Here is a 15,681-nt window from a genome sequence, read left to right on the forward strand (position 1 = left end):
CAAATAGCAGGGGGCTAGCGCAGCAGGCCAGCACCACCTCCTTTAAGATTCGACTTCTTCATCAGGGATTCATACTGATGAGACATCAGGTGCGACTGTACTTGTGCCATGAAATCCATCACAACAACAACTACGATCAGCAGTGACGTACCACCGAAGTAGAAAGGTACATTCCAGGCCACAACCAGGAACTGAGGCATCAGAGATACCGCAGTGATGTACAGGGCGCCAAACAGTGTCAGGCGGCCCAGTACGTTATCGATGTACTTAGCAGATTGCTCCCCTGGGCGGATACCCGGGATGAATGCACCAGATTTCTTCAGGTTATCGGCCACATCTTTCGGATTGAAAACAATCGCGGTGTAGAAGTAACAGAAGAAAATGATACATACCGAAAACAGCAGGATATACAGCGGCTGACCCGGGCCCAGCGCAAGTGCGATATCCTGTAGCAGTTCCATGCCTTCAGTCTGGCCAAACCACTGACCAAGTGAAGCAGGGAACAGCAAAATGCTTGAAGCGAAGATCGGCGGAATAACACCAGCCATATTCACCTTTAACGGCAGATGACTGGTCTGTGCAGCGTACATACGACGCCCCTGCTGACGTTTCGCATAGTTAATGGTGATACGGCGTTGACCGCGCTCCATGAACACTACGAAACCCACAGTGGCTACCGCCAGCACAGCGATGGCCAGCAACGCCAGGATATTAAGATCCCCCTGACGTGCCGATTCAAAGGACTGACCGATTGCACTAGGCAGACCGGCCACAATACCAGCGAAGATCAGAATAGAGATACCGTTACCGATACCCCGCTCAGTTACCTGTTCGCCCAGCCACATCAGGAATACAGCACCCGATACAAGAGTGACAACTGCTACAAAGTAGAAATTGACATCTGCAGCGAAAGCCACGCCCTGATTCGCCAGGCCTACCGCCATACCAAATGACTGTACAGTCGCAAGGATTACGGTGCCGTAACGAGTATACTGATTGATCTTCCGACGACCAGCCTCACCTTCTTTCTTGAGTTGTGCCAGCGTCGGGCTCACCACCGTCATCAGCTGCATAATAATCGATGCAGAGATGTACGGCATGATACCCAGCGCGAGAATACTCATCCGCTCCAGAGCACCCCCTGAGAACATGTTAAACATGCTCAGGATGGTACCCTGATTCTGGTCAAAAAGTGCTGCCAGACGATCAGGGTTGATACCAGGTACCGGAATATGTGCACCGATACGGTATACAACGATCGCAATCAGAACAAACAACAGGCGGGATTTAAGCTCGCCCAGGCCGTTCTGACTTCCTGCTGGTACTGGTCCTTTCTTAGCCATTTATTCCTCGACTTTTCCGCCTGCAGCTTCAATTGCAGCCAGAGCGCCTTTGGTCACTTTAAGACCTTTAACGGTAACTGCTTTGGTGATTTCACCGGACAAGATCACGCGCGCACGCTTGATGCTGTCTTTGATGATATCCGCTTTTTTCAGTGCATCCAGGTCGATCACTTCAGCATCAATCTTAGCCAGCTCGTTCAGGCGAATTTCTGCAACGAATGCAGCCTGACGAGAGGTAAAACCGAACTTAGGCAGACGACGCTGCAGTGGCATTTGACCACCTTCGAAACCTGGTTTCACAGAACCGCCGGAGCGGGATTTCTGACCCTTATGGCCACGACCACCGGTTTTACCCAGGCCGGAACCAATACCGCGGCCTACACGCTTAGGAGCGTGCTTAGAACCTTCGGCAGGACTCAGTGTATTAAGACGCATAACGGACTCCTTATTCGCCTTCTACACGAACCATGTAGTTAACTTTGTTGATCATACCGCGTACGGAAGGAGTGTCTTCCACAACAACGGAGTGACCGATACGGCGCAGACCAAGACCCTGGACGCACAATTTGTGCTTAGGCAGGATACCGATGGTGCTGCGTACAAGTGTTACCTTGAGAGTAGATGCCATCGTTGATTACCCCAGAATGTCTTCTACGGTCTTACCACGCTTAGCAGCAACATCTTCAGGAGATGTCATGCTAGCAAGACCGTTGATAGTTGCGCGAACAACGTTTACTGGGTTGGTAGAGCCGTAGCACTTAGCCAGTACGTTGTGAACACCAGCGATTTCCAGTACGGCACGCATTGCACCACCGGCAATTACACCGGTACCTTCAGAAGCTGGCTGCATGTACACTTTAGAAGCACCGTGACGGGCTTTAATAGGGTACTGCAGAGTTGTGCCGTTCAGCTCAACTGTGATCATATTGCGACGCGCTTGCTCCATCGCTTTTTGAATCGCCGCAGGCACTTCACGTGCCTTACCGCGACCGAAGCCTACGCGGCCATTACCGTCGCCAACAACAGTCAAAGCGGTGAAACCGAAGATACGACCACCCTTAACTACTTTGGCAACACGGTTAACCTGAACAAGTTTCTCTTGTAGGTCACCGTCTTTCTGTTCGTGATTTGCCATTGTCAAACCCCTTAGAATTCCAGGCCGCCTTCACGGGCTGCATCTGCCAACGCTTTAACACGTCCATGGTATTTAAAACCAGAACGGTCGAAAGCAACCTTAGTCACGCCAGCGTCTTTTGCGCGCTGAGCGATCAGTGTGCCTACTTTAGTAGCGGCATCAGTGTTACCGGTAGTATCACTACGCAGGTCTTTCTCTACAGTTGAAGCTGCAGCCAGAACCTGACCACCATCAGCAGAGATAACCTGTGCATAGATGTGACGTGGTGTACGGGTTACACACAGACGTACTGCGCCCAGTTCACGCATCTTGAAACGGGCACGGCGGGCACGGCGAATACGAGATGTTTTCTTTTCGTTCATGACCCTACCTTACTTCTTCTTAGCTTCTTTACGGCGAACAAATTCGTCAGCGTAACGTACACCCTTACCTTTGTAAGGCTCTGGTGGACGGAAAGCACGAACTTCTGCAGCGGCCTGGCCCAGAGCTTGTTTATCGGCTGCATTGAGCACGATAGTAGTCTGGCCTTCCATTGCTGCGGTAACGCCTTCAGGCAGTTGGTAATCGATTGGGTGTGAAAAACCCAGAGTCAGGCTCAGTGTCTTGCCGTTTACGGCAGCACGATAACCAACACCCTGAAGCAGCAGTTTCTTAGAGAAACCAGCGCTTACACCAACAACCATGTTATTAACCAGAGAACGGGTAGTACCAGCCAGCGCATTAGCAGACTTGCTGCCATCGCGTGCTGCGAACTTCAGAGTGTTCTCTTCAGTGGTTACTTCTACAGACGGGTGAACAGTCAGACCCAGGGCACCGTTACCGCCCTTTACATTGATCTGCTGACCTTCAACCTTAGCTTCAACACCTGCCGGTAGGACAACGGGACTTTTAGCAACTCGAGACATATTTCCAGCTCCTAGAATACCGTGCAGATGACTTCGCCGCCGATACCGGCAGCACGTGCAGCGCGATCAGTCATCACACCGTGAGAGGTGGAAACGATAGCTACGCCCAGACCGCCAGCAACTTTAGGCAGATCAGACGCGCCTTTATATACTCGCAAACTTGGACGACTAACTCGCTGGATTGACTCAATAACCGGCTTGCCGTCGAAGTATTTCAATTCAACAGTCATCACTGGCTTACCTTCGCCTTCAACAGCGAAGTCAGCAATGTAACCTTCCTCTTTCAGAACTGCAGCAACAGATGCTTTCAGTTTAGAAGCAGGCATAGTTACAGCTGTTTTTTCAGCCATATGACCATTACGAATACGGGTTAGCATATCCGCAAGAGTGTCTTGCATACTCATGGTTTATTTTCCTTTGTGCAGCGCAATGCGGTAGCAGGATGGGAATCATCCTGCCCGGACCATTGTGCTTACCAGCTTGCTTTTTTCAGGCCCGGCACATCACCACGCATTGCAGCTTCACGCAGCTTGATCCGACTAAGACCAAACTTACGGTAAACAGCGTGTGGACGACCAGTTACCTGACAACGACGCACCTGGCGAACCGGGTTAGCGTCACGCGGTAGCTTCTGAAGCGCTACCTGAGCTTCCCATACTTCATCTTCAGAAGAAGCAGGGTTCTTAACGATTGCTTTAAGAGCAGCACGCTTTTCAGCATACTTGGCAACCATTTTTGCGCGTTTAGCTTCGCGCGCTTTCATACATACCTTAGCCATTACTCTACCCTTACTTTTTGAATGGGAAGTTGAGGGCTGCCAGCAGGGCACGACCTTCGTCGTTAGTGCGAGCAGTGGTGGTGATGGTAATATCCATACCACGCAGCTTATCTACCTTATCGTATTCGATTTCAGGGAAGATGATCTGCTCTTTCACGCCCATGCTGTAGTTACCACGACCATCAAAAGATTTCGGGTTCAGGCCACGGAAGTCACGAATACGTGGGATCGAGATATCAACCAGACGGTCCAGGAATTCCCACATACGCTCACCGCGCAGAGTAACCTTACAACCGATCGGCCAACCTTCACGAACCTTAAAGCCAGCAATTGACTTGCGGGCCAGGGTTACAACAGGCTTCTGACCTGCAATTGCCTGCATTTCTGCTACGGCATTATCCAGCTGCTTTTTATCACCCAGCGCTTCACCAACACCCATATTCAGGGTAATTTTGGTCAGGCGTGGTACAGCCATCACGTTAGGACAGCTCAAGTCATCTTTCAACTGCTGCTTAACGGACTCGTTATAGAGTGCTTTTAATCTAGACATGGCATCAACTCCTATTACTTAGCGATAAGTTCGCCGTTGGATTTGAAGATCCGGACTTTGTTGCCATCTTCCAGAACTTTGAAACCAACACGGTCACCTTTACCGGTAGCAGAGTTGAAGATAGCGATGTTAGATACTGCAATCGCTGCTTCTTTCTCTACGATACCGCCAGCTTTACCCAGCATTGGGTTAGGCTTGGTGTGTTTCTTAACCATGTTGATGCCAGACACGACCAGGCGATCATTAGCAAGAACACGCAAAACCTTGCCGCGCTTGCCTTTGTCTCTGCCTGCAATAACGATTACTTCGTCGTTACGAATAATTTTACGCATTAATTTCCATCCTTTCCTACTACCCTCTCATGCTTAAAAACGCCAAGCCCTTTCGAGCTTAGCGTTTTTGCATAAATCCTGACTTGCGACGGTCGGGATTTTTTATAGCACTTCAGGCGCCAGGGAAATGATTTTCATAAACTTCTCAGAGCGAAGTTCACGAGTTACTGGGCCAAAGATACGAGTACCGATCGGTGCGGAGTTGGCGTTCAATAGAACCGCTGAGTTTGTATCAAAGCGGATAATTGAACCGTCCGGGCGCCGAACACCTTTACGGGTACGTACCACAACAGCATTAAGGACCTGACCTTTTTTCACCTTACCGCGAGGAATTGCTTCCTTAACGGTAACTTTGATGATGTCGCCTACACCGGCATAACGACGGTGTGAGCCACCCAGGACCTTGATACACTGTACTCGCTTGGCGCCGCTGTTATCAGCAACATCAAGCATAGATTCTGTTTGAATCATGGGTCTCTACTCCAAAATTCAGACTATTTTCTTTGCTCTTTCGGGCTCAAAAATAGCCTGCCAGAAGCAAAGGTGCGTTATATTACACCTTTACTGCCTGTTCTTCAATCTTAACTAGCGTCCAAGACTTACTTTTTGAAAGCGGACGGGATTCAGCAACAGTCACTGTATCTCCCATCTGACATTCATTCTGTTCGTCATGCGCATGCAGCTTAGTGGAGCGAGTTACGAATTTCCCGTAGATCGGGTGCTTCTCTTTACGCTCAACCAGAACGGTAATAGTTTTGTCAGCCTTGTTGCTGATAACTTTACCGGTCACAGTACGTGTACGTTTTTCTGCAGCCATATTAGTTACCTGCTTTCTGATTCAGTACGGTCTTAACGCGCGCGATATCGCGACGCACCTGACCCAGCATATGATTCTGAGCCAGCTGACCAGTTGCTTTCTGCATACGCAGATTGAACTGATCCTTCAAAAGACCCAGCAGAGTCTGCTGGAGTTCTTCGGCGGATTGTTCGCGCAGTTCAGTTGCTTTCATCACATCACCGTCCGTTTAACAATGGTGGTAGCCAGCGGCAGTTTTGCCGCAGCCAGATTGAACGCCTCGGTTGCAAGCTCATCAGGTACACCGCTCATTTCGAACAGCACTTTACCTGGTTTGATCTGGCATACCCAGTATTCAACACTACCCTTACCTTTACCCATCCGTACTTCGAGCGGCTTACCTGTGATCGGCTTGTCCGGGAACACGCGAATCCAGATTTTACCACCACGTTTTACGTGACGAGTCATAGTACGACGAGCAGCCTCGATCTGACGAGCAGTGATACGACCACGCTCTGTCGCTTTAAGTGCAATTTCACCGAAGCTGACTGCACTACCGCGCTCTGACAGACCGCGGTTGCGGCCTTTCATAACCTTGCGGAATTTAAGTCTCTTAGGTTGCAGCATTGATAATTACCCCTACTTTGAACCTTTCTTCTTAGGCTGAGCATTTCTCTGAGCGCGCACTTCTTCAATGCCACCCAGAATCTCACCTTTGAAGATCCAGACTTTAATACCAAGCACACCGTAAGTAGTGTGCGCCTCATAAGTACCGTAATCGATATCAGCACGCAGGGTGTGCAGTGGCACACGACCTTCGCGGTACCATTCGGAACGTGCAATCTCTGCACCGCCCAAACGACCACCTACCTGAATCTTGATACCCTCAGCACCCTGGCGCATAGCATTCTGTACAGAACGCTTCATAGCACGGCGGAACATCACGCGACGCTCCAGCTGACTTGCTACGCTTTGAGCAACCAGTTTGGCATCCAGATCTGGTTTACGGATCTCTTCGATGTTGATGTGAACCGGAACGCCCATCATTTTAGAGATAGCATTACGCAGTTTTTCTACATCTTCACCTTTTTTACCAATTACAATGCCTGGACGGGCAGTGAAAATGGTGATTTTAGCATTCTGTGCAGGACGCTCGATTTCGATGCGGCTTACAGATGCTGCTTTTAATTGACCTTCCAGATACTCACGTACCTGAAGGTCGTTCAACAGCTTATTAGCGTATTCATTCTTGTCTGCATACCACACAGAAGTGTGATCTTTAACAATTCCAAGACGAATACCTGTTGGATGTACCTTCTGACCCATGTGGTATCTCCTAGCAGTCAGCTACCTTGACGGTGATGTGGGAGGTGCGCTTCAAAATACGGTCAGCACGACCCTTGGCACGCGGTCTGATGCGTTTCATAGTCATACCTTCATCAACGAAGATCTGTGAAACACGCAGCTCATCAATATCAGCACCTTCGTTATGCTCAGCGTTAGCAATAGCAGACTCAAGTACCTTCTTAACAAGCACCGCACCTTTTTGCGGGCTGAAAGCCAGAATATTCAGGGCTTCACCCACCGCCTTCCCGCGGATTTGATCGGCAACCAAACGCGCTTTCTGAGCGGAGATATGGGCGCCTTTATGCTTAGCGGCTACTTCCATTTTCTTAACTCCCGATTAGCGTTTAGCTTTCTTGTCTGCAGCATGACCCTTGTACGTACGGGTAGCAGCAAACTCGCCTAATTTATGACCAACCATATCCTCGGTGACAAACACCGGTACGTGCTGACGGCCATTATGAACTGCAATCGTCAGTCCTACGAAGTTTGGAAAAACTGTAGAACGGCGAGACCAGGTTTTGATCGGACGACGATCATTGGCCTCAATTGCAGCTTCTACCTTTTTCAACAGGTGAAGGTCGATAAAAGGACCTTTCTTCAGTGAACGTGGCACAGCTGTATCCTCTGATTATTTCGCTTGACGACGGCGTACGATCATCTTATCGGTACGCTTGTTCGAACGAGTTTTCTTACCTTTAGTCGGAACACCCCATGGCGTCACAGGATGACGACCACCAGATGTACGACCTTCACCACCACCATGCGGGTGATCTACCGGGTTCATCGCTACACCACGAACGGTAGGACGAACACCACGCCAGCGCGTAGCACCAGCTTTACCCAGACGACGCAGAGAGTGCTCGGAGTTACCGACCTCACCCAGTGTCGCACAGCAGTCAACCAGCACTTTACGCATCTCACCTGAACGCAGACGCAGAGTCGCATGAGCGCCTTCACGAGCAATCAGCTGTGCAGATGTACCAGCGGAACGTGCAATCTGAGCACCTTTACCTGGCTTCATCTCGATACAGTGAATTACGCTACCAACAGGGATGTTACGCAGTGGCAGGCAGTTACCTGGTTTAATATCAGCATTCTGACCAGATACCAGAGTATCACCAGCTTTAACGCCTTTAGGGGCGATAATGTAGCGACGCTCACCATCAGCGTACATCAGCAGAGCGATGTGCGCAGAGCGGTTTGGATCATATTCCAGACGCTCAACGGTAGCAGGGATATCCAGCTTGTTGCGACGGAAATCGATTACACGGTAATGCTGCTTATGACCGCCACCAATGTGACGAGTCGTAATGCGACCATATGTGTTACGACCACCGGTCTTGCTTTTCTTTTCGACCAGAGCAGCGTGTGGCTTGCCCTTATGCAGATCCGGGGTAGTTACCCGAACTACGTGACGGCGTCCAGCGGAGGTCGGTTTAGATTTAACAATAGCCATTCTTGTAACCCCTCTTATTCGCCATCGACGAAGTCGATGTCATGACCATCAGCCAGGCAAACATATGCCTTGCGAACGTCAGAGCGCTTACCCATACCGCGCTGTGTGCGCTTGGTTTTGCCCTTAACGTTGACGATGTTCACGCCAGTTACTTTTACGTCGAACAACTGTTCAACAGCCTTTTTGATTTCAGGCTTAGTTGCATCAGTTGCTACGCGGAAAACAACCTGCTGAGAACCTTCAGCAACGATAGTTGCTTTCTCAGAGATATGCGGCCCTAGCAGTACTTGATAGATGCGTCCTGGATTCATGCTAACGCCTCCTCAATTTTCTTGAGAGCAGCAACAGTCACAACAACCTTCTCAAAACCAACCAGGCTGACAGGATCGATGCCAGCTGCATCGCGAACGTCAACGTGTGGTACGTTGCGTGCGGCCAGATACAGATTCTGCTCTACGTCTTCTGTGATCAGCAGTGCGTTAGTCAGCTCAAGCTCGTTCAGCTTAGCAACAAACTGCTTAGTCTTAGGCGCGTCAACCTGGAAGTTTTCTACAACTACCAGACGCTCCTGACGAACCAGCTCAGACAAGATGCAACGCATCGCAGCGCGATACATTTTCTTGTTAACTTTTTGAGCGTGGTCACGTGGCTGAGCAGCGAATGTTACGCCACCAGTACGCCACAGAGGACTACGAATAGTACCGGCACGTGCACGGCCAGTACCTTTTTGACGCCATGGCTTAGCACCACCACCGCTTACAGCGGCGCGGTTTTTCTGAGCCTTGGTGCCTTGACGACCACCGGCCAGGTATGCCGTAACAACCTGATGAACCAGTGATTCATTGAATTCTTTACCAAACGCCAGATCGGAAACTTCTACGCTTCCTCCAGCTCCTGCAAGATTCAGATTCATTTCAAACCCCCTCAGGCACCAGCTTTAACAGCTGATTTAACGATTACGTCGCCGCCGGTAGCACCAGGTACAGCACCTTTCACTAACAGCAGATTGCGCTCGGCATCGATGCGAACAATTTCCAGGGATTGAACGGTTACACGTTCAGCACCCATGTGTCCTGCCATCTTCTTGCCTTTCCACACGCGACCAGGAGTTTGACACTGACCAATAGAACCAGGAGCACGATGAGAAAGAGAGTTACCGTGCGTCGCATCCTGCATGGAGAAGTTCCAGCGCTTAATGCCGCCCTGAAAACCTTTACCTTTGGATTGACCGGTTACATCAATTTTCTGACCCGCTTCAAAGCGTTCAACAGTCAGTTGATCACCAACATTTACTTCTTCGTCACCTGACAGACGGAACTCCCACAAACCACGACCTGCTTCGGTCTCTGCTTTCGCAAAGTGACCAGCAGCAGCTTTAGTAACGCGGCTAGCACGACGAGTACCTACAGTTACCTGCACAGCAGAATAACCATCAGTCTCTTCGCTCTTAACCTGTGTTACGCGGTTCGGTTCCACCTCGATGACAGTGACTGGCACTGACACGCCGTCTTCTGTGAAGACACGAGTCATACCTGCTTTACGTCCGATTAAAGATACAGACATTTTATAAACCTCACATTGCCAGTTGTGTACGGGGCTAAAACCCGCTATGGCTGCCTAAAAGGCATTCCACACGCAGATTTACTAATCTGCGCAATCGTCTAATTAGCCGAGGCTAATTTGCACTTCAACACCCGCAGCAAGATCCAGCTTCATCAGAGCATCAACAGTTTTTTCTGTTGGTTCAACGATGTCCAGAACGCGTTTGTGAGTACGGATCTCATACTGGTCACGTGCATCTTTGTTCACGTGTGGAGAGATCAGAACTGTAAAACGCTCTTTGCGAGTAGGAAGCGGGATCGGACCATGCACCTGAGCACCTGTCCGCTTAGCAGTCTCAACGATCTCCTGAGCGGAAGAGTCAATCAGGCGATGATCAAAAGCCTTCAGACGGATTCTGATTTTCTGGTTTTGCATTTGACCACAATTCCTAGAATTAAAAAAAGGCTTTCGCCACCTAACCCCATTTAACGGGGTAGCGCATTCTACATACCCCCTACCCCCAAGTCAAGCCAGTATCGGTTACGAATTATACAGCACGATTTTTGAGTAATTTATAACGCAGAAAGCCTGACAAACAAAAAAACAGACTGAAGGGCCAGCATTCAGGAAAAAGGAGAGTCACGAAGCATTAATGCTTAGCTCATTTGCAGACACAAATATTACCAAGTGATCATCTATCCCACCATTTGCGGACGCAAATGCGAGCGAGCAAATCCAAGCAAAGCCCCTTTGCGCCAGGATTAACGATGCGACTTTTGATATGGCCGCACAGAAGCCAGAAATACACCGGATTCCAGCCAGCGATAAAACGACGAAGAGATAAATCACCCAACCATTTGCGGACGCAAATGCGAGCGAGTTAAGTCCAGCAAAGTTCCTTTGCGCCTGACTTAACAATGCGACTTTTGATATGGCCGCACAGAAGTTTGAAAGACACAACACTTCAGCCATATCAAAAAACACAAAAGCAAGAACAAAAAAAGGCTCCCGAAGGAGCCTTTTTTGCATCAGCGAAGATTATTCGATGATTTTAGCTACAACGCCTGCACCGACAGTACGACCGCCTTCACGGATCGCAAAGCGCAGACCTTCTTCCATCGCGATTGGGTTGATCAGGGTAACATCCATCTTGATGTTATCGCCTGGCATTACCATCTCAACGCCTTCTGGAAGCTCACAAGCACCGGTGATGTCAGTTGTACGGAAGTAGAACTGTGGACGGTAGCCTTTGAAGAATGGCGTGTGACGACCACCTTCATCTTTTGACAATACGTATACTTCACCTTCGAAACGAGTGTGAGGAGTAATTGTACCCGGCTTAGCCAGTACCTGACCACGCTCAACGTCATCACGCTTAGTACCACGCAGCAGCGCACCGATGTTCTCACCTGCACGACCTTCGTCAAGCAGCTTACGGAACATCTCTACACCTGTACAGGTAGTAGTCTGAGTGTCACGGATACCAACGATCTGAATCTCTTCACCCGTTCTAACGATACCACGCTCTACACGGCCAGTTACTACAGTACCACGACCAGAGATAGAGAATACGTCCTCGATAGGCATCAGGAATGGCTGATCGATCGCACGCTCTGGCTCAGGGATATAGCTATCCAGAGCTTCTACCAGCTTAGCTACAGCAGTGGTACCCAGACCGTTCTCATCTTCACCGTTCAGCGCCATAAGGGCAGAACCAGCGATGATTGGAGTGTCGTCACCCGGGAAGTCGTACTGGTCCAGCAGCTCACGCAGCTCCATTTCAACCAGTTCCAGCATCTCTGCGTATTCTTCAGAGTCAACACCGCCACAATCTTCAGCCAGCAGGTCAGCTTTGTTCAGGAATACTACGATGTAAGGTACACCAACCTGACGGGACAGCAGGATGTGCTCACGAGTCTGTGGCATAGGGCCATCAGTCGCGCCACATACCAGAATTGCTCCGTCCATCTGTGCAGCACCGGTGATCATGTTTTTTACATAATCCGCGTGTCCTGGGCAGTCAACGTGCGCGTAGTGACGAACAGAAGAATCGTACTCAACGTGAGAAGTTGCGATAGTAATACCACGCTCACGCTCTTCTGGTGCATTGTCGATACCGTCAAAAGCAACAGCCTTACCACCGAAAACCTCAGCACATACACGAGTCAGTGCAGCTGTCAGAGTAGTTTTACCGTGGTCAACGTGGCCGATTGTACCAACGTTAACGTGCGGTTTATTACGTTCAAATTGTTCTTTAGCCACGATTAATTCCTCATTAATATATTGGGCAAATTATCTTGCATTGATTATAGCTTCAGCGACGTTATTTGGCGCCTCAGCATAATCAAAGAATTCCATTGAGTATGTTGCACGACCCTGGGTAGCCGAACGCAGATCGGTAGCATAACCAAACATCTCGCCCAGTGGAACCTGCGCATTGATTATCTTACCGGAACTGCAATCATCCATACCCTGAACCAGACCACGACGACGGTTCAGGTCACCCATCACGTCACCCATGTAATCTTCGGGCGTTACAACCTCTACCTTCATCATCGGCTCAAGCACACAGGGACTTGCTTCCTGTGCAAATTTCTTAAGCGCCTGGGAGGCAGCAATTTTAAACGCCATCTCGTTAGAGTCAACTTCATGAAAGGATCCATCATAGAGACGGGCCTTCAGGCCGATCAGCGGATAGCCGGCAATAACGCCGTTCTTCATCTGCTCCTCGATACCCTTTTCAATCGCCGGGATGTATTCCTTAGGAATCGCACCACCTACGACCTCATTGATGAACTCCAGCCCTTCCTTGTCAGACGGACTAAACTCAATGACTACATGGCCATACTGACCACGACCACCAGACTGACGAATAAACTTATGGTTTGCTTCGACAGACTGACGGATTTTCTCGCGATAGGCTACCTGCGGCTTACCGATGTTCGCTTCAACGCTGAATTCACGCTTCATACGATCCACCAGAATATCCAGGTGCAATTCGCCCATACCAGAGATAATTGTCTGACCCGTTTCTGGATCGGTTGCCACCCGGAATGAAGGATCTTCCTGGGCAAGCTTGCCCAGTGCGATACCCATTTTTTCCTGGTCAGCCTGAGATCGAGGCTCAACCGCTACAGAGATTACCGGCTCAGGAAACTCCATGCGCTCCAGAACGATCTTATGCTCAGGATTACACAGAGTATCTCCGGTTGTTACATCTTTCATACCGATCAGAGCAGCGATATCGCCTGCGCGAACCTCTTTAATCTCTTCCCGGTTGTTTGCGTGCATCTGCACCATCCGCCCAACGCGCTCTTTCTTACCTTTAACAGTGTTAACCACACTATCGCCAGAAGCCAGCACGCCGGAGTATACCCGAACAAACGTCAGGGTACCGACAAACGGGTCAGTCGCAATTTTAAACGCCAGAGCCGCAAACGGCGCAGAATCATCCGCTTCACGGGTATCAAGGGTTTCATCATCATCAAGCGTACCCTCAATCGCCTTCACTTCTACCGGCGACGGCATATACTCAATGACAGCATCCAGCACTGCCTGAACCCCTTTATTCTTGAATGCAGAACCGGCCTGCATCAGAACAAGGTCGTTATCCAGGGTACGACGACGCAGACCCGCCTTGATCTCTTCGTTGGACAAGTCACCCTCTTCAAGGTACTTATCCATCAGCTCTTCAGATGCTTCTGCGGCAGCTTCAATCAACTGCTCGCGCAGTGTTTCAGCCTGCTCCTGCAGCTCGGCAGGGATATCGTAAAGCTCGTATGTCATACCCTGATCAGCATCATTCCACATAATGGCTTTCATGCGAATCAGATCGACAACACCTTTAAACTCGTCTTCTGCGCCGATCGGGAAGTTGACCGGTACAGCGTTTGCGCCCAGGCGCTCTTTCAACTGCCTGACAACCATAAAGAAATCCGCACCGGCACGATCCATCTTATTGACGAACACCATGCGTGGCACTTCATACTTATCAGCCTGACGCCAGACAGTCTCAGTCTGAGGCTGCACACCAGAAGATGCACATAACACCACAACCGCACCATCGAGCACCCGCAGAGAACGCTCAACTTCGATAGTGAAGTCAACGTGCCCCGGGGTGTCGATAATGTTGATCCGATGCTGATCAAACTGCTGACTCATGCCACTCCAGAAACAGGTGGTCGCAGCGGAGGTGATAGTAATACCACGCTCCTGCTCTTGCTCCATCCAGTCCATGGTCGCTGCGCCGTCATGCACTTCACCGATCTTATGGGACATACCGGTGTAGAACAGAACACGCTCAGTGGTAGTGGTTTTACCAGCATCAACATGGGCACAGATACCGATATTTCGGTAACGGTTAATAGGCGTTTTACGAGCCAAAACTCAATCCTCGAAACTTACATCAAAAGCTTTATTAAAAGCTTAGAAGCGGTAGTGAGCGAATGCTTTGTTCGCTTCAGCCATGCGATGCACGTCTTCACGTTTCTTCACAGCTGCACCACGACCTTCTACTGCATCACCGATTTCACCAGCCAGACGCAGCGCCATGGATTTCTCACCACGCTTACGGGAAGCATCAACCAACCAACGCATAGCCAGAGCCATACGACGGGAAGGACGAACTTCCACAGGCACCTGATAAGTAGCACCACCCACACGGCGAGATTTAACCTCAACCATTGGCTGGATAGCCTCAAGTGCTTTATTGAATGCTTCGATTGGATCTTCACCAGTCCGCTGACCAACTGTGTCCAGCGCACCATAAACAATCTTCTCGGCAACCGATTTCTTACCACTGATCATCAGGTGGTTAGTAAATTTTGCCAGTGTAATGTTACCGAATTTAGGATCCGGCAGGATTTCACGTTTTGCCGCAACTCTTCTTCTTGGCATGATAAGCCCCTTTATCTACAGGTCTTCAGGTTATTTCAGGAATTGATACCTGACCTTACTCTTATTGCTTGCGGTCTAGCTCTAGTTGTATAGCGGGCTGTTTAAACAGCTGTGCCGGACTTCTGTCGCCGTCCCGGAAACGCTTAAGACTTAGGACGCTTGGTACCGTACTTAGAACGACCCTGTTTACGGTCGTTAACGCCACTGGTATCCAGTGCGCCACGTACTGTGTGGTAACGAACACCCGGCAAGTCTTTTACACGACCACCACGGATCAGAACAACAGAGTGCTCCTGCAGGTTATGACCTTCACCACCGATGTAGGAAGTAACCTCATATCCGTTTGTCAGACGAACACGGCACACTTTACGCAGTGCTGAGTTCGGTTTCTTAGGGGTTGTTGTATAGACGCGGGTACAAACGCCACGGCGCTGAGGACATGCCTGCAATGCAGGTACATCACTCTTTACCATTTTGCGCTTGCGCGGCTGTCGTACCAGCTGGTTAATAGTTGCCATTAAGCAAACTCCACGCTTTTATTTAAGCACTAAAAAACAGGATTTATTTCACTCCTGTCACGAAAGGGCCGAGATTGTACTCA

26 protein-coding genes are annotated in these 15,681 nt (G+C 49.8%); all 26 read right to left on the reverse strand.

Going from position 1 to position 15,681, the window contains the following annotated elements; translation table 11 throughout:
• Positions 1 to 14: 14 nt before the first annotated feature.
• Positions 15 to 1,343, reverse strand: a complete 1,329-nt coding sequence (gene secY, locus KDX31_20040) for a preprotein translocase subunit SecY (GenBank protein ID UTW05680.1) — start codon at positions 1,341 to 1,343, stop codon at positions 15 to 17.
• Positions 1,344 to 1,778: a 50S ribosomal protein L15 gene (gene rplO, locus KDX31_20045; protein ID UTW05681.1), complete on the reverse strand. Its 435-nt coding sequence runs from the start codon at positions 1,776 to 1,778 to the stop codon at positions 1,344 to 1,346. It abuts the gene before it with no gap.
• A 10-nt stretch (positions 1,779 to 1,788) separates the two neighbouring features.
• On the reverse strand, positions 1,789 to 1,971 hold the full coding sequence (gene rpmD / locus KDX31_20050) for a 50S ribosomal protein L30 (GenBank protein ID UTW05682.1): 183 nt from the start codon (positions 1,969 to 1,971) through the stop codon (positions 1,789 to 1,791).
• Positions 1,972 to 1,977: 6 nt separating this feature from the next.
• A complete protein-coding gene (gene rpsE, locus KDX31_20055) occupies positions 1,978 to 2,478 on the reverse strand; it encodes a 30S ribosomal protein S5 (protein ID UTW05683.1) in 501 nt (166 codons plus the stop codon).
• A gap of 11 nt (positions 2,479 to 2,489) precedes the next feature.
• Positions 2,490 to 2,840 carry a 50S ribosomal protein L18 gene (gene rplR, locus KDX31_20060; GenBank protein UTW05684.1) on the reverse strand — a complete coding sequence of 117 codons (351 nt, stop codon included), beginning with the start codon at positions 2,838 to 2,840 and terminating at the stop codon, positions 2,490 to 2,492.
• Between the two features lie 9 nt (positions 2,841 to 2,849).
• The gene (rplF, locus tag KDX31_20065) at positions 2,850 to 3,383 is read right to left on the reverse strand and encodes a 50S ribosomal protein L6 (GenBank protein UTW05685.1); all 534 of its coding nucleotides are present in this window, start codon (positions 3,381 to 3,383) and stop codon (positions 2,850 to 2,852) included.
• A gap of 11 nt (positions 3,384 to 3,394) precedes the next feature.
• A complete protein-coding gene (rpsH, locus tag KDX31_20070) occupies positions 3,395 to 3,787 on the reverse strand; it encodes a 30S ribosomal protein S8 (GenBank protein UTW05686.1) in 393 nt (130 codons plus the stop codon).
• Between the two features lie 68 nt (positions 3,788 to 3,855).
• Positions 3,856 to 4,161, reverse strand: a complete 306-nt coding sequence (gene rpsN / locus KDX31_20075) for a 30S ribosomal protein S14 (protein UTW05687.1) — start codon at positions 4,159 to 4,161, stop codon at positions 3,856 to 3,858.
• Between the two features lie 10 nt (positions 4,162 to 4,171).
• Positions 4,172 to 4,711, reverse strand: a complete 540-nt coding sequence (gene rplE / locus KDX31_20080; GenBank protein UTW05688.1) for a 50S ribosomal protein L5 — start codon at positions 4,709 to 4,711, stop codon at positions 4,172 to 4,174.
• Positions 4,712 to 4,725: 14 nt separating this feature from the next.
• Positions 4,726 to 5,043 carry a 50S ribosomal protein L24 gene (gene rplX / locus KDX31_20085; GenBank protein ID UTW05689.1) on the reverse strand — a complete coding sequence of 106 codons (318 nt, stop codon included), beginning with the start codon at positions 5,041 to 5,043 and terminating at the stop codon, positions 4,726 to 4,728.
• A 102-nt stretch (positions 5,044 to 5,145) separates the two neighbouring features.
• Positions 5,146 to 5,514: a 50S ribosomal protein L14 gene (gene rplN, locus KDX31_20090; GenBank protein UTW05690.1), complete on the reverse strand. Its 369-nt coding sequence runs from the start codon at positions 5,512 to 5,514 to the stop codon at positions 5,146 to 5,148.
• 82 nt (positions 5,515 to 5,596) lie between these two features.
• Positions 5,597 to 5,860, reverse strand: coding sequence for a 30S ribosomal protein S17 (gene rpsQ, locus KDX31_20095; protein UTW05691.1), 264 nt, complete (start codon positions 5,858 to 5,860; stop codon positions 5,597 to 5,599).
• 1 nt (position 5,861) lies between these two features.
• Entirely contained in the window at positions 5,862 to 6,053 is a 192-nt protein-coding gene (rpmC, locus tag KDX31_20100) for a 50S ribosomal protein L29 (GenBank protein ID UTW05692.1), read from the reverse strand.
• Complete coding sequence (gene rplP / locus KDX31_20105; protein ID UTW05693.1) at positions 6,053 to 6,466, reverse strand: 50S ribosomal protein L16; 414 nt, start codon at positions 6,464 to 6,466, stop codon at positions 6,053 to 6,055. The genes rpmC and rplP overlap by 1 nt, the downstream gene beginning before the upstream one ends.
• 12 nt (positions 6,467 to 6,478) lie before the next feature.
• Entirely contained in the window at positions 6,479 to 7,165 is a 687-nt protein-coding gene (rpsC, locus tag KDX31_20110) for a 30S ribosomal protein S3 (GenBank protein ID UTW05694.1), read from the reverse strand.
• A gap of 10 nt (positions 7,166 to 7,175) precedes the next feature.
• Positions 7,176 to 7,508, reverse strand: coding sequence for a 50S ribosomal protein L22 (rplV, locus tag KDX31_20115; GenBank protein ID UTW05695.1), 333 nt, complete (start codon positions 7,506 to 7,508; stop codon positions 7,176 to 7,178).
• A 15-nt stretch (positions 7,509 to 7,523) separates the two neighbouring features.
• The gene (gene rpsS, locus KDX31_20120) at positions 7,524 to 7,799 is read right to left on the reverse strand and encodes a 30S ribosomal protein S19 (protein UTW05696.1); all 276 of its coding nucleotides are present in this window, start codon (positions 7,797 to 7,799) and stop codon (positions 7,524 to 7,526) included.
• 15 nt (positions 7,800 to 7,814) lie between these two features.
• The gene (gene rplB, locus KDX31_20125; GenBank protein UTW05697.1) at positions 7,815 to 8,642 is read right to left on the reverse strand and encodes a 50S ribosomal protein L2; all 828 of its coding nucleotides are present in this window, start codon (positions 8,640 to 8,642) and stop codon (positions 7,815 to 7,817) included.
• A gap of 14 nt (positions 8,643 to 8,656) precedes the next feature.
• Positions 8,657 to 8,953: a 50S ribosomal protein L23 gene (rplW, locus tag KDX31_20130; protein UTW05698.1), complete on the reverse strand. Its 297-nt coding sequence runs from the start codon at positions 8,951 to 8,953 to the stop codon at positions 8,657 to 8,659.
• Positions 8,950 to 9,555 (reverse strand): 50S ribosomal protein L4, encoded by a 606-nt coding sequence (rplD, locus tag KDX31_20135; protein UTW05699.1) that lies wholly within the window; start codon positions 9,553 to 9,555, stop codon positions 8,950 to 8,952. The genes rplW and rplD overlap by 4 nt, the downstream gene beginning before the upstream one ends.
• Before the next feature lie 11 nt (positions 9,556 to 9,566).
• Positions 9,567 to 10,205: a 50S ribosomal protein L3 gene (gene rplC / locus KDX31_20140; protein ID UTW05700.1), complete on the reverse strand. Its 639-nt coding sequence runs from the start codon at positions 10,203 to 10,205 to the stop codon at positions 9,567 to 9,569.
• 102 nt (positions 10,206 to 10,307) lie between these two features.
• Positions 10,308 to 10,619: a 30S ribosomal protein S10 gene (gene rpsJ / locus KDX31_20145; protein UTW05701.1), complete on the reverse strand. Its 312-nt coding sequence runs from the start codon at positions 10,617 to 10,619 to the stop codon at positions 10,308 to 10,310.
• Between the two features lie 603 nt (positions 10,620 to 11,222).
• Positions 11,223 to 12,446 (reverse strand): elongation factor Tu, encoded by a 1,224-nt coding sequence (gene tuf, locus KDX31_20150; protein UTW05702.1) that lies wholly within the window; start codon positions 12,444 to 12,446, stop codon positions 11,223 to 11,225.
• 30 nt (positions 12,447 to 12,476) lie between these two features.
• Entirely contained in the window at positions 12,477 to 14,567 is a 2,091-nt protein-coding gene (fusA, locus tag KDX31_20155) for an elongation factor G (protein UTW05703.1), read from the reverse strand.
• Between the two features lie 42 nt (positions 14,568 to 14,609).
• Entirely contained in the window at positions 14,610 to 15,080 is a 471-nt protein-coding gene (gene rpsG, locus KDX31_20160) for a 30S ribosomal protein S7 (protein ID UTW05704.1), read from the reverse strand.
• A 143-nt stretch (positions 15,081 to 15,223) separates the two neighbouring features.
• Positions 15,224 to 15,598, reverse strand: a complete 375-nt coding sequence (rpsL, locus tag KDX31_20165; GenBank protein ID UTW05705.1) for a 30S ribosomal protein S12 — start codon at positions 15,596 to 15,598, stop codon at positions 15,224 to 15,226.
• Positions 15,599 to 15,681 lie beyond the last annotated feature (83 nt).

This window comes from Amphritea atlantica, from assembly GCA_024397875.1.
Lineage (GTDB): Bacteria > Pseudomonadota > Gammaproteobacteria > Pseudomonadales > Balneatricaceae > Amphritea > Amphritea atlantica_B.